The 14,665-nt window shown below is 53.2% G+C and carries 11 protein-coding genes; 1 reads left to right on the top strand and 10 read right to left on the bottom strand.

The annotated features are described in order from the left end of the window. Positions 1-51: 51 nt before the first annotated feature. The 3 genes from amiB to nnr are packed head-to-tail and all read right to left on the bottom strand — an operon-like array spanning position 52 to position 3,793. Positions 52-1,740: an N-acetylmuramoyl-L-alanine amidase AmiB gene (gene amiB, locus BUB06_RS19710; protein ID WP_039475807.1), complete on the bottom strand. Its 1,689-nt coding sequence runs from the start codon at positions 1,738-1,740 to the stop codon at positions 52-54. Next, a complete protein-coding gene (gene tsaE, locus BUB06_RS19715) occupies positions 1,737-2,219 on the bottom strand; it encodes a tRNA (adenosine(37)-N6)-threonylcarbamoyltransferase complex ATPase subunit type 1 TsaE (protein WP_039475805.1) in 483 nt (160 codons plus the stop codon). The genes amiB and tsaE overlap by 4 nt, the downstream gene beginning before the upstream one ends. A gap of 5 nt (positions 2,220-2,224) precedes the next feature. Then, positions 2,225-3,793 carry a bifunctional ADP-dependent NAD(P)H-hydrate dehydratase/NAD(P)H-hydrate epimerase gene (nnr, locus tag BUB06_RS19720; RefSeq protein ID WP_039475803.1) on the bottom strand — a complete coding sequence of 523 codons (1,569 nt, stop codon included), beginning with the start codon at positions 3,791-3,793 and terminating at the stop codon, positions 2,225-2,227. Between the two features lie 142 nt (positions 3,794-3,935). On the opposite strand from nnr, the gene queG reads away from it, so the two are divergent. Further along, positions 3,936-5,075 carry a tRNA epoxyqueuosine(34) reductase QueG gene (gene queG, locus BUB06_RS19725; RefSeq protein ID WP_039475802.1) on the top strand — a complete coding sequence of 380 codons (1,140 nt, stop codon included), beginning with the start codon at positions 3,936-3,938 and terminating at the stop codon, positions 5,073-5,075. 527 nt (positions 5,076-5,602) lie between these two features. Here queG and ahpF read toward each other — a convergent pair. The 7 genes from ahpF to BUB06_RS19760 form a co-directional block, all read right to left on the bottom strand. Further along, the gene (gene ahpF / locus BUB06_RS19730) at positions 5,603-7,165 is read right to left on the bottom strand and encodes an alkyl hydroperoxide reductase subunit F (RefSeq protein ID WP_039475800.1); all 1,563 of its coding nucleotides are present in this window, start codon (positions 7,163-7,165) and stop codon (positions 5,603-5,605) included. A gap of 143 nt (positions 7,166-7,308) precedes the next feature. Further along, entirely contained in the window at positions 7,309-7,872 is a 564-nt protein-coding gene (gene ahpC, locus BUB06_RS19735) for an alkyl hydroperoxide reductase subunit C (protein WP_039475798.1), read from the bottom strand. Positions 7,873-7,966: 94 nt separating this feature from the next. Next, positions 7,967-9,631, bottom strand: coding sequence for a DUF4153 domain-containing protein (locus BUB06_RS19740; protein WP_039475796.1), 1,665 nt, complete (start codon positions 9,629-9,631; stop codon positions 7,967-7,969). Between the two features lie 157 nt (positions 9,632-9,788). Further along, entirely contained in the window at positions 9,789-11,057 is a 1,269-nt protein-coding gene (locus BUB06_RS19745; RefSeq protein WP_039475794.1) for an HlyD family secretion protein, read from the bottom strand. Next, a complete protein-coding gene (locus BUB06_RS19750) occupies positions 11,050-12,516 on the bottom strand; it encodes a TolC family protein (protein WP_039475792.1) in 1,467 nt (488 codons plus the stop codon). The genes BUB06_RS19745 and BUB06_RS19750 overlap by 8 nt, the downstream gene beginning before the upstream one ends. Next, positions 12,509-13,756, bottom strand: a complete 1,248-nt coding sequence (locus BUB06_RS19755) for an ABC transporter permease (RefSeq protein WP_039475789.1) — start codon at positions 13,754-13,756, stop codon at positions 12,509-12,511. The genes BUB06_RS19750 and BUB06_RS19755 overlap by 8 nt, the downstream gene beginning before the upstream one ends. Beyond that, positions 13,749-14,450, bottom strand: coding sequence for an ABC transporter ATP-binding protein (locus BUB06_RS19760; RefSeq protein WP_039475785.1), 702 nt, complete (start codon positions 14,448-14,450; stop codon positions 13,749-13,751). The genes BUB06_RS19755 and BUB06_RS19760 overlap by 8 nt, the downstream gene beginning before the upstream one ends. Positions 14,451-14,665: the final 215 nt, after the last annotated feature.

Genomic DNA, 14,665 nt, shown 5'->3' on the forward strand with positions numbered 1-14,665 from the left:
AGCGTATCCCTCTTACTATCCTCAATCTATCGACATCGTCAGCATGAAGAATCAGGCAGACGGAATAACCAGCGTTTGTCCCAGTTGTACCGTGCCAGAGCGCATATTATTCGCCTGTTGGATCTCTTTCATGCTGACACCGTAACGGGCAGCAATCGCACTCAGGCTATCACCCTTTACGACCTTATGCTTCACTGGTGCTGCCTTTTTGGGCGCGGGCGTTGATGCCGTCTGCTTCGTTCCTGTCGCCGGAATATTCAAGCGCTGCCCAACCCAGACGATGTCCTTGTTTAGCTTATTCACATCACGCATGGCTGCGAGGCTGACGCCATAGCGTCGTGCGATAGAAGAGAGCGTTTCGCCACGCGCAACGGTATGACGCGTGCTACCCGCGCTCGCTTTTGCCTCCGTTACGTTACCACCCGACGTTTCTGTATCACTTGCCGCCGACTGTAGTGGGCGGCTTTCCTGCTTTGGGAGAGTGTTTTTGGGAACGGATTGCATCGGGTGTGTTTGGAAATAACTTCTCAGCCCCTGATAAATCGCATTGGCGAGTTTTTCCTGATAGTCGTTACTTCCCAAAAGCCGCTCTTCCGAGACATTGGTGATAAACCCGGTTTCCACCAGCAGAGAAGGAATATCTGGCGAGCGCAATACCCCCAGACTGGCGTGCTCAGGGCGTCGTTTATGCAACCCTCCAACACGCTGGAGCTCACGCAGCACCTTGGTCGCGACGTCATACCCAACGCGCTGGGAGTGACCAAATTGCAGGTCCAGCACCGCCTGGCTGAGGTAAGGATCCGCGCTGCTGTTCGCCAGCAGATCGCCCGCGCCGCCCAACAGTTCAGACTGTTTCTCATGCTGTTCAAGCCAGTTTGCCATTTCGCTGTTTGCGCGGCGGTTGGACAGCACCCAGACAGAGGCGCCTTTAGCATTGCGGTTCGGTGCAGCATCTGCGTGAATCGACACTAACAGGTTCGCGCCCTGCTTACGCGCCACGTCCGAACGCCCCATGACGGAGATAAAGTAGTCGCCGTCGCGCGTCAGCACGCCTTTAAAGGCCGGATCGCTATTCAGTAAGGCTTGTAACTTACGCGCGATAGAAATGGTGACATTTTTCTCCCGCAGCCCGTTCGTCCCAATCGCACCAGGATCTTGTCCACCGTGACCGGCATCAATCGCCACAACAATCCGTTCATTACCCTGTCGGGCTGGCACTCGCGTAGTAGACGACGCATTGCTATTCACGACAACAGTAGGCTTGTTGGTAAACGGATTTTTGGCGGGTTCTGCCGGCGCACTATTTTGCTGCCGTGAAGCCGGAGGCGCTGAGGCTTGTACCGTTTTCGCTTTATCACCCGTGATGGTGAAGACAACAACGTAGCCTGAGCCTTCTTTTTGCGTCACCGCCCGCGTTTTCGCCGCCTGGGTTAAATCCAGCACCAAACGCAGGCTTTGTGCGTCCTGCGCGTTGCTGGTTCGCACACGCTTAATCAGATTTTGCCCGCTGAAATCCAACGGCAGTCCCTGAATGACGCCAGTCTGACGAATATCGATGACCACTCTGGCGGGGTTACTGAGCGGGAAAAAAGCATAAATAGGCTGACCGCTAAAGCTCAGGCGCACCGTGGCCTGACCTGACGCATTGTCCACCTTGATATCCGACAGATTGGCTGCCCACGCCGTTCCTGCCAGCAACAGCCATACGCCGATGAACAGCTTAACCATACGACTCATCATGATTCTGTTGTTCCTGGCTGAAGAGAAAAACGTTGTAACATCGCGTCTCCCGTCGCAGAGACAGCGAACAGTTCAGCCTGTCGGCCCTGATCCTGATAGCGCAAATGCAGTTCGATATCCGCCTCAGGCAGCACACCAGCCCCCTGCTGCGGCCATTCAATCAGGCAAATGGCATCCTGCGTCAGATAATCGCGGATCCCCATAAACTCCAACTCTTCCGGGTCGGCCAGTCGATAGAGATCAAAGTGGTAGACCGCCAGCGGCGATAACGCATAAGGCTCGACCAGCGTATAAGTGGGACTTTTGACATTGCCCTGATGACCGCGCGCCTGTAGGAACCCGCGACTAAACGTCGTTTTCCCCGCACCGAGGTCGCCATAAAGGTGGATAACACAAGCACCGTCACAGGCTTTCGCCAGCGCCGTGCCTAAAGAGATCGTTGCTGCCTCATCCGGCAGAAGTAAGACTATTTTTTTCATTCTATCTATTGTTCTAAAAACATCGGTTCTAAAAACATCGGCTCTAGAAACATCCGCTCGGGATTAACATATCGGAACAACACAGGCAGTAAATCGGTTGCCAGCATACCTCGGGTGCCGCGTCGCGCTGCCAACCAATCGGCCGCCGCACCGTGTACGACACATCCTGCACAGGCAGCATCATACAGCGAGAGCTTTTGTGCCAGCAAACCGCCAACGATACCCGACAGCACATCACCCATACCGCCTGTCGCCATGCCGGGGTTTCCCACATCAGCAATGGCAACCTCGTCTCGCTCGCTGACAATCACCGTTCCCGCACCTTTCAATACGACAACGCCACCATAGCGTTTTACCAACTTTGTGGCCGCAAGTAAGCGATCACTTTCAATATCAGAGACGCGGCAATTCAGTAAACGTGCCGCCTCGCCGGGGTGAGGTGTCAGCACGCGATTCTGCCGCTTATGCGGATTGATTGCCAGCAGGTTAAGCGCATCCGCATCCCATAACATGGGTTTGTTACAATTTTCTGCCAGACGCAGTGCACTTTTACCCCAGTCATCCTGCCCTAAACCGGGTCCAATCACCACGACATCGGCCCATTCCAGCCCCTGCCGCAGCGTCTCTGTCGTCAATTCTTGCACCATCAACTCAGGCCGGGCCGTCAAAAACGCCGACTGATACTGTTTGTGAGTAAGTACTCGCACCAACCCTGCACCGCTGTGTAACGCCGCATCGGCAGCCATCAATACCGCACCACCTAAGCCAGCGTTGCCGCCTACCACCAGTAACCTGCCGTTATCACCTTTATGTTGTCCAGCCGGACGAGGCGACAGCCATTCGGGCAGCTGCGCCGCAGTCAGCCGCCGTATCGGCGCGGTTTGATCGTCCAGCCACGCCTGCAACCCTAACGAATGATAACGTAATGTTCCGACGTGCTCACGGGCGTGACCGGTCAGTAGCCCCGGTTTCAGCGCGATAAACGTCACCGTCTGCGCCGCACAGATCGTTACACCCGCACAAGCGCCAGTTTCGGCATGTAAGCCAGAGGGAATATCCAGTGAAACGATGGGGGCGGGATAGGCATTCGCCTGCGTCATTAACGCAGCATAAGGCGCACGCGGTGCAGCGGAAAGCCCTGTGCCAAGCAGACCATCGACAATGAGATCGATCCCGTCCGGCCACGGCGTATCGCTATCCTGCGCACTGACTTCTTGAACACGGCTACCCTGCTCCAGCCAGCGCTGCCGGGCGAGATGAGCCTCGTCAGGCAGCGGCTTATCACTGGCGCAAGCAACAACATCGACTTCAATGCCCGCCGCCAGCGCCAAACTGGCGACCACATATGCATCGCCGCCGTTATTGCCGTGTCCGGCCAGCACTCGCCAGCGTCGAGCCAAGGGATAGCATTGACGGGCCACCTGAAATGCGGCTTCTCCCGCACGTTGCATGAGTTCCCACAGCGAAAGCCCCGACTCGCTGGCCGCTCTGGCTTCTTCACGGCGTACCCACTCGGCGTAAAACACCGAATCAGGCAAATCATCCTCTCGCTTTTGGTCGTGACCCGTCATCATCTGCTCTTAGTTTTCATTACAATGACTTAAAATTAGCAAGCAACCTAAACGACCGCCAGCATTCCGCACATCTCAGCAGGCATCGGCTCTGCGGCACGAATATGGTAACATCAGCACGTCTTGTTTATTTCTGTGGCCCATCATGTCATACCCCTACGATCTCAACGAATTAGCGCAACACATCAAACAATGGGGACAGGCATTGGGGTTCCAGCAGGTCGGCATCTGCGACACCGATTTGTCCGCAGAAGAGCCTCGACTTCAGGATTGGCTGGATAAGCAATACCACGGGGAAATGGACTGGATGGCGCGCCACGGTATGCTGCGGGCGCGTCCACATGAGCTGCTGCCTGGGACACTGCGCGTCATCAGCGTACGTATGAATTATCTTCCCGCCAAAGCCGCATTCGCCAGTACCTTAAAAAACCCAGAACTCGGCTACGTTAGCCGCTATGCGCTGGGTCGCGATTACCACAAGCTGCTGCGCCAGCGTCTGAAAAAGCTCGGCGACCAGATTCAGGAATACTGCGGTGAATTGAATTTTCGTCCCTTTGTCGATTCAGCTCCCATTATGGAACGTCCTTTGGCTGCAAAAGCCGGGCTTGGCTGGGTTGGTAAACACTCACTAATTCTGAACAGAGAAGCTGGCTCCTGGTTCTTTCTTGGTGAACTGCTGATCGATTTACCTCTGCCCGTCGATCGCCCACAGGAAGAACAGTGCGGCCGATGCGTCGCCTGCATGACCACCTGCCCAACTGGCGCGATTGTCGCCCCTTACACCGTTGATGCCCGTCGCTGCATTTCCTATCTCACCATCGAATTGGAAGGTCCGATTCCTGAAGAATTTCGTCCGCTCATGGGCAATCGCATCTATGGCTGCGATGACTGTCAGCTGATTTGTCCGTGGAATCGGTTTTCACAGCTTACCGAAGAGGCGGATTTCAGCCCGCGAGCCGCACTGCATACGCCAGAGCTGCTGGCGCTATTCGGCTGGAATGAAGAGAAATTTCTGCGAATTACGGAAGGGTCTCCGATCCGGCGCATCGGCCATCTCCGCTGGCTACGCAATATTGCCGTCGCACTGGGGAATGCCCCCTATCAGGATAGTATCGTACTGGCGCTGCAAGCCCGTCTGGGTGAAAGCGAACTGTTGGATGAACATATCCACTGGGCAGTTCATCAGCAGTTGGAACGTCGCGCGTCACTGGAAATTGACGTCCAATCCACACAGAAAAAACGACTTATTCGTGCAGTAGAGAAAGGATTACCGCGTGATGCGTGAGCCGCTCAAACTCTTGTCATCAGTTTGTCGCACGCGCTGTGAATAAATAAAAAAAACCGTTGCCAATCAACTGTCACAAAAAGTACAAGCGATCGTTATAACGTTTTATAAGTAAAATTTATGAATAGATATCAATAAGATACTCTACAGTATTTTATCAATAACATAGCGTGATTAATAAATAACCAACAGACAGCCTGTGGATAAGTCTGTTAAGAAGAATATGATTTTTTGTATTAACTGATAAAAAATGATGTGGATTGAGGTAACGCTTGTGCTCGAAATATGATGCTGTGTAGACAGTAAAAAACGGGCAACAGCACAAAGCGGCGTGCATTATGAATTTCTTATCGTCCTTTAGCAAGGGCTGAGATCTAATTTTTACGATCGAAAGAAAAATTCTACGATAAAAAGCAAAAACGCGGCGACACCTCTTGATGAGGCATCGCCGCGCGGAACGTTAAGATCGTCGTCATAGAAGCAGAAGAATGGCAAATATATCCACCTTCATCCTCAGCAGGCCGATGTTATGCACGGGTTCTGATCAAATAATCAAAGGCGCTCAAGGACGCTTTTGCGCCTTCACCCGTCGCGATGATGATCTGCTTGTACGGCACCGTCGTACAGTCGCCGGCAGCAAAGACCCCTTTCACGCTGGTTTCACACTTGGCATCGATCTCAATTTCACCGATGCGGTTTCTGGCTACCGTACCTTCCAGCCAGTGGGTGTTAGGCAGCAGGCCAATCTGTACGAAGATCCCTTCCAGCGCTAAATCGTGTACCGTATCGGTAATACGATCTTTATAGCTCAGCCCCGTCACCTTCTGCCCATCGCCTTTCACTTCTGTGGTTTGCGCATTCAGGATGATGTCAACGTTCGGCAGGCTACGCACTTTTTCCTGTAATACAGAATCTGCTTTCAGTTCTGGAGCAAACTCAAGCAACGTGACATGTTTCACCACACCAGCCAGATCGATAGCTGCTTCTACACCGGAGTTTCCGCCGCCAATCACCGCGACATGCTTGCCTTTAAACAGCGGGCCATCGCAGTGCGGGCAGTACGTTACGCCACGCGTACGGTACTGATCTTCGCCGGGTACATTCATGTTTCTCCAGCGTGCACCGGTCGCAATGATCACACTGCGCGCTTTCAGCGTCGCACCAGATACAGTAATCACCTGATGCGGTTTACCCGGTTCACCGCCAGGAATGAGAGCCTCTGCACTCTGCGCGTCAATCACGTCGACATCGTAGTCATCAACATGACTCTTCAGCGCGGTCGCCAGCTTGGCACCTTCCGTTTTCGGCACGGAAATGTAGTTTTCGATATCGACGGTATCCAGTACCTGACCACCAAAACGCTCACCAACCAAACCGGTACGGATGCCTTTACGCGCCGAATAGACCGCCGCTGCTGCTCCCGCTGGGCCGCTACCGATAATTAACACATCGTAGACGTCACGCTGGTTCAGCTTCTCAACCTGTTTAGCGCCCGCGCCGGTATCGATTTTAGTCACAATCTCAGCCAGACTCGTCCGCCCTTGACTGAAGTGTTCACCGTTCAGGAAAACGGTCGGAACCCCCATGACATTACGGCTTTGGATCTCATCCTGAAACACGCCGCCGTCAATTGCGGTATGGGTGATATTCGGATTCAACACCGCCATTAAATTCAGCGCCTGCACCACGTCCGGGCAATTGTGGCAGGACAGCGAGTAATAGGTTTCAAAGTGGAATGAGCCGTCAAGATGACGGATCTGATCGAGCAATTCTTTTGCTTCTTTCGACGGATGACCGCCCACCTGCAATAACGCCAGAATCAAAGAAGTAAATTCGTGTCCCATTGGCGCACCGGCAAAACGTGGGCCGCTTTGGGAACCTGGATTGGTAATCAGGAATGAAGGCTTACGTACTGCCAGATCATTCTTTTCAATAAAACTTACCCGATCGGACAGCTCAGCAATCTCAGCCAGCAGGGTTCTGACTTCAGCAGATTTAGCGGAGTCATCCAGAGTCGCAATCAACTCAACAGGTTTGGTTAATTTTTCCAGATAGGCTTTCAACTGGACTTTCATCGTATTGTCGAGCATCGGTCGTCCTTAATTAGGCAAGTAAGTACAAAGGCAAAATCGTGCAGGGTGCTGGCCCCAAAAGCCGGGCCAGAAAAATCGGGTGCAACGCACCCGACAAAAAAGGCCATGTTTTCTATAGCTATGTTTTCCGAGGTGTCAGCTTAGATTTTGCCAACCAGATCCAGAGACGGAGCCAGCGTAGCCTCGCCTTCTTTCCACTTGGCTGGGCACACTTCGCCCGGGTGAGAAGCCACGTACTGCGCCGCTTTCACTTTGCGCAGCAGGTCAGAGGCATCACGGCCAATACCTTCTGCCGTGATTTCTACCGCCTGAATGATGCCCTGTGGATCAACGATGAACGTACCGCGATCGGCCAGACCTTCTGCTTCGCGCATGTTTTCAAAGTTACGCGTCAGTTGGCCGGTTGGGTCACCGATCATGGTGTATTTGATTTTGCCAATGGTTTCAGAGCTGCCGTGCCACGCTTTGTGCGTGAAATGGGTGTCGGTGGAAACAGAGTAGATTTCCACGCCACGCTCTTGGAATTCGTCGTAGTAGTCAGCGACATCACCCAGTTCGGTCGGGCAGACAAACGTAAAGTCAGCCGGATAGAAGAAGAACACGCTCCATTTGCCTTCGATGTTCTTCTCAGTCACTTCAATGAATTGACCGTCTTTGAAAGCCATGTTTTTGAATGGTTTAACTTGGGTATTAATTACTGACATCACTTTATCCTCATGTGTTTTCGCATGTGGCTAAAGTACAGAAATGTGACCACCATCACCAATCCGTTGTCTTTATCGAATCAATAAGTAATACCTAATTTGATTCAACTTCAAGGGGATCAATCTGCATGTCCTTGCCACCAATTCTGAGCGTCTTGAAGCGTGGCGTAACAACCTCAACCTTGCCTTCTTTAATCAGATCAATCAGCTTTTCCGTCCCCATTGAACCAAACAGTCTGCCCACAGGCTGCCATTGTCCTTTATCATTACGCGCAAGGATCTTCGCACCGATTCCCCATTCCACCCGAGGAAAAACAAGCACTTCGTTATGGCCATCGCCAGTTAAATCAATCGCGAAGAGCAGACAAGCTGCTTCTCTACATTGATTGCCCAGATTATCGCCCTGCAACATGCTTTCTATCCCGTCTTCCAACGGACCAACCCATTCAACCTGAACAGGACGTACCTTTGCAGGGCGCCCCTGCAACCGATCGAGCAGTACCTGACGCGCGGTAGCGTCAAGTATGCGGTCATGCTGCAATTCTTCAGCCAGCCAGGTAAACTGCTGCCTACCCGCGGTCCCTAAGTCATCGCGCAGCGCCCACAGGTCGAACTCATCGACCGGCGTTTTCCCGCTAAGCAAGCGCTGAACCTGATTTCTCGCACTAAATGCCTCTGGGTTTAATAACGGCGTATGCAGCAATATCACCAGAACACAGATGACGGCAGCGAGCAGCGGATTGCTCGTGCGCAAATTTCCCAGCCAGATGCCAGAACGACGAATGACGGCCCATACCATCGCCAGACTGTAAAGCATCGCGATCGCCACGACGAAGATCGACTGAAAACGGAAAGGAGTAAGACCATACTGTTCGATGCGCAGCCAACTGGAATAGCCAGCTAATCCAACCAAAATCGGCAGGCACAGCACACTGGCGCTAACCAGCCCACGTAGCACCGTCGGATAAGTGCGGCCCTCGTTATCATCCTGAGACGCACAGTTAATCAAAAATAAGTTCACGCCCATCAGGCATAGCAGAATGACGGTGGAACGACCGGTATTCCATATCGGTTCCAGGCCGCTAAAAGGCAGCGTCAAGGTGAACACCACCGTGATCAGTGCACTAAACGGCAGCAGGAAACGACAGGCCGACAGCAGAATTCCACGCAGCAGTCCGACTACCGCTTCTTTGGTCATTCCGATATACATGCCGATAGAAAACACCACCGGCAAGAGCAGCATATAGAATCGGTAATGACTGAATACTTTACTCACCTGCCGGAATCCCAACATGTTGAACAGCATGCCGCACAGCACAAGCAGCAACACGACCACCAAAACTAATAACCAGGCCAGTAGCACAGTAAAAATATTGATCCAGGCGTGTTTACAGAGTGAGTCATAGGACGGCCATCGCCCTTCACGGACAGGCCAACAGCAAATGAACGTACAGCCGATATAACCGAGGAGAATGCCACATAGCACCCAGGAGTCCAGCAACCGGAACAATCCACTTTCGGAGAGAACCCAGCCACTGATTGCCGTCATCAGCACGGTCAGCGCGCTGGCAAACAGCCACGTCTTTTTCACAAAGAGAGTGCGTTCCAGCAGTTGCAGGCTGATTCCACCAACCGTCGCCATCGTTATCAACATTGCCTGAAGAGCACCTTCTTCCATTTCAAGCGCCGCGACAAGAAGCAGCCCCTGAAGCAGGCCAATAGTTAGATAAAACTTTAACGATGGAGAATGGGCGGACATGGCAAATCCTTTTGTCGACGTACATCACATGTTAGGCGGTGGTGTACAAACGTATTCACCACTCAGATGCTGTGAGATCGCAAGATAAATGATGTGTGCAGTCTACAGACAAACGCTTCGGGTATCACATTGATACCAGGCTATATCCTTAAGCCAATCAGTGAAGGATCTGTACTTCACCCGCCTCCAGCCCGGAGATTTCTACGCCCTGCGCCACCGTTTTCCCTAACGTCACGTTGATTTTCTTTGACGGTGTGCCAGCAGTCGAACGGTAAATCACATAGGCATGACCATTCTCATCGGTATGCACAGCCTGTGCAGGCACCGCGATACCGTGCTCATTACGATAGACAATAATAGCCAGCCGGGCACTCATACCCAGTCGAATATTTTGCCTTAAATCCGCCAACGGCGTATCAAGTGACACTACCACATCATAGTAAGCACCGCTGCCCGACATCTCAGCAGCATCGGCCTGCATATCAATCGAAGCAACCTTTCCTGTCAGGATCTGTCCGGCAAAGCCATCCCCGCTTACGTTAACTGGCATTCCCTCTCGCAGCTGATGCAGATCTGTCTCTTCGACCCGAGTCGCCACCTGAAAACGGTCCTGAGCAATGACACCAAACAGCGGCGTTCCCTGGCTGACCAGCAAACCAGATTGGATGACCACAGGTTTGCCGTTATCAGGCGTAGCCGGGCGCACCACAAAACCACTAAACGGTGCCTTGACGGTCTGCCGTTCAACCTGAGTAGCCAGCATCTGATAGCGTACCTGTGCGTTAGTCAACTCCATCTCCGCAATCTTACGATCTTCACCGTTCCCACGCGCCAGCACCGTTCGCAACTCCTCTTGTGCGGCGCTCAGGTCCTGCTCCTGCGAACGAATTTGCTGCTTTAACGTATCAACCTCCATACGCGCGACGATGCCACGTTCGAACAGCGCCTGTGTATCCCGAAGATTGGCTTGCGTATTGCTAAAAGTAGACCGAGCGGAGCTTACCGCACGCCGCGCACGTGATACCTCAGCACTTTGCTCCCACTGCCTGAGCGATTGTACCTCGCGCTGCGTCTTGAGCACTTCCGCCTGCGCCTGACGTAGCTGAATCTCAATTTGCCCGGGATCCAGTATCAGTAACGTTTGCCCTTGTTCGACTCGTTGTCCCTCACGCACCAATACCTCGCGGATAGTGCCTTCAAAAGGAGCCGCCAGCGTTGTCTGCTTCGCGGCCTGAATGCGTCCAACCAATCCTAATTGATTCTCCAATAATTGGGGTTGGGCAGGGAACCATTGCCCCTGAGGCGCGCTTTCCTGTTCATTCGCGCGCCCTGCCAGCAGCCAAGTGAGCATGCCGAACGCCACAATCAACAGCAATACAATAAGGTGACGCCGGCGCAGTTGAGACCAAAAGTGATGCCTAATCATTGAGTGCGATATCCCAGCTTTGTAATGTGGTGCCCAGCGTCTCATCCAGTTCAGCTTGCGCATTGAGGTAGCCAATCAGCGCATTGAGACGGGCGTTTTCAGCGTTGCGTAAATCGTTCTCGAAGCTCAGCACCTGAAAGTTACTGGAACGCCCAACCGTGAGCTTTTCTCGTTCAATTTCCAGCTTGCGGCGCGATAAATCCCGCGCACGTTGGGAGATCTCGAACTGCCGCCAGCGCGTACCGATATCACGCACCGCATTGGCAACATCGCGTTCAAGCTGCTGCCTGACTTCATCCAGTTGAATATGCTGGTTACGCACATTGACTCGCGCTTGCACCTCCGCCTGACGGGTACTCAGATCGCCGATAGGGATCTCCACCTGCACGCCAACATAATTCTCCCAGGTTCGTGAGGTACTGCTCTGTGCTGCGCGGTCGCGCACCTGACTCGCCCCCCCGATTAGCGAGACATCCCACAGGCGATCGTTACGTGCCACCGCCAGACCGAGTGCAGCCTGCTCGTTAGCGATGAGCTGGGCGAGATAAGCCGGCCGGGAGGCTTCGGCCTGTTTCAATGCCTGTGCAGCGTTGACATCAACGCGCTGTGCCTGCATCGATTCCGTTGCCACAATCAGCGTATTTAAATCCAGTGCCAGAAGTTGCAACAGCGCAAGGCGCGCGGTATCCAGCTGGTTTCTGGCTTCCTCATGCGCCAGTTCCTGCGTGGCAACTTCAGCTTCGGTTTGCACAATTTCAAATTCAGCCATGCGCCCTGCGGCAATCATCGCGCGGTTGACCTCAACCAGTTGGCGCGCACGTGCCAGTGCATCACGAGCAATTTGCAGTTGCTCCTGCGAGCGCAGCAGCTCACGATAAGCGGAGATAATCTGGGTAATCGTCTGTGAAACGGTGGATTTCAGCGTCAGACGATTTAACTGCTCAGTCAACTGCGCAATATGAACGGGGGCGGTGGTGACCTCTTTACCGGCACCGCGAAGCAAAGGCTGAATTACCGTGATGTTCGCTCCATCATTACGTGACAGCCCCACACTATCAGCCTGCGTGTGGCGGTAGGTCCAGCCAAGGCTGAAACGGGTGCCATACGGCGTGAGCAGTGTCGACGTCGGCGTTAGATTGCCCTGCCGATAACGATCGCTTTGATTGCGATTGGAAAGGTAGCTGCCCGTCAGCGACAGTTTGGGAGTAAAACGATCCTCCGCAACACGAAGATCAAATTTCTGCGCGATACGATCCAGATAGGCGCTACGGATCGCGCGATTGTCACGCAATCCAAGATAAATAGCATCGCTCAGCGTGAGATCGATAGTTTGTGCATTCAGCGATGTGCTGACTATCGCCTGTCCCTGTCGCATCGCCTGAGAAGGAGTCAAATCCGTTTCTGCATACCCTTGATGGGCAGAAAACAAAATCAGTAAACACAGGATAGATTTACGCATCGCGTAGCGCCTGTACGGGTTCGAGCCGAGCCGCAGTCATTGCTGGGTTAAGTCCAAAAAACAGACCAATCGCCAATGAACTGCCAATCCCAAGGGGAAGTGACAATGCCGAAAGTGAAAAAGCTGACCAGTCTGAAAAAAAGACAAACAGCCACGCCGCCACAACGCCACACACCGCCCCAATCAGAGCTCCACAGGCGGACAGCACGACGGCCTCCAGCAAAAACAGCCCCGCAATATCGCGCGGTCGCGCGCCCAGCGCCATACGAACACCAATTTCACGACGGCGCTCAGACACATTCATCACCATGACGTTCATCACCCCTACTCCCCCCACCAGCAGGGAAATCCCTCCTAGCCCCGCCAGCAGCCATGAAAACATTCGGGACTGCTGCGCCATTCCCTCCAGTAGCTGCTGTGGGATTTGTACACCGATATCAAGTTTCGGCATCAGGGGGGACAAATAATCCTTTAACTGTGCTCCCGTTTGCATCAGCGTGTCACTGTTGCCGTTACGCGCAATCACACTGACGATCTGCGGTGTTGGCATGACACGGCGCATACCTGAGATAGGCATCAGAATAGAGTCATCAACCGAGATGGGAACCAGAGGGTTGTGTCCCTGTGGCTGAAGGATTCCCACAATCTCAAACAAGTATCCACTCACCTGCACACGCTCACCTAAGGCAGCTACGCCACCCTGCGATGCCCACTGTACTGCAACATTCGCCCCCAACACGATGTAGGTACTTTGCTCATCAAAATCACTCAGGTAGCGGCCTTGCGCGAGCTTTAATCCTAAAACGTCCGACAATTCAGCCCCGCTTCCCACCACCATGGTGCTTTGTGAACGCCCGTGTAGCCGTGCTTCAGTCGAGGTAACAATTAAGGCCGTTGCGGCTTTAATATCGGGCAAAGCCTGTCGCAAAGCAGGGATATCCAAATCATCGGGTGCCGAGCCAATTGCATGACTCCCCACCCGGTTCTGAACGGTGGCAACCAGCAGGTCACTGCCCATGCCTCGGAATACGCCCATGGCTTCGGCTTCTGCGTTGTGTCCGATGTTAAGCAAAGCGACAACCGATCCACATCCAACCGCAATCCCAAGGAGGGCCAGAACAGCACGTCGTCCCAGAAGAATAAGGCTGTTCAACGGCTCAAGCAGACGCTGTTGCAGTGAAGGGCCATAGTGACATCGGCGCACCTGACGATCTTCCCTCTGTGAACGAGGATCAGACATGATTCACCTCATAGAGTCGACCATCTTGCACCTGAATGCGTCGGGTCATGCGGCAAGCCATGCTTTCGTCATGCGTCACCATCACGAGCGTCGTCCCCTGTTCGCGGTTCAATGCCAGCAATAGTGTGATGATGTCATCGGCCGTTTGGCTGTCGAGGTTGCCAGTCGGTTCATCCGCTAGCAAAAGTGCGGGTTCACCAACCAGTGCTCGCGCAATTGCCACCCGCTGGCGTTGGCCGCCAGACAGATCGGCTGGCCGATGGTGGGTTCGTTCTGCAAGGCCAACGCGCGCCAGCTGTACTTGAGCGGCTTGCCGAGCAGCCTGACGCGAGACACCGCGGTAGGTCAGAGGAAGCGCGACGTTATCCAACGCATCCAGGCGCGGCAGTAAATTAAAACTCTGGAAGACGAAACCAATGACTTGATTACGCACGATCGCACGTTCATCAGCGCTCGCCTGAGCCATATCTTGCCCAGCAAGTAATAAACGCCCGGAAACGGGCTGATCGAGTAAACCGATGATATTGAGCAAGGTGCTTTTGCCAGAACCCGATGCGCCCACAATCGCACAGCTTTGCCCAGCAGGAATGGACAGTGAAATATCGTGCAGCACCGCTTGAGAGGAAGCACCGGTACTGTAGGTGTGTGAAATACCTTGTAAACAGATCAGATCCGTTACTCTTTCATTAGACATCCTTGCCTCTTTACTGATCCCCGAAAGCATCACAGTAGTCGAATTATCCTACTGTTTGTGCTTTAGGAAAAGCCGCTTAATTGCTTAACGACCACAACAATCGAAGACTTTAATGGTTTTAATATGATAACCGCCAAGCGTTAGCGCACAGGGTTCAGAATATGAGTGGTGATATAGCAGGAATTCTGTTTCATCGTGGGAAATAACGTTTAAGA

The sequence above is a fragment of the Pectobacterium carotovorum genome, from assembly GCF_900129615.1.
Taxonomy (GTDB): domain Bacteria; phylum Pseudomonadota; class Gammaproteobacteria; order Enterobacterales; family Enterobacteriaceae; genus Pectobacterium; species Pectobacterium carotovorum.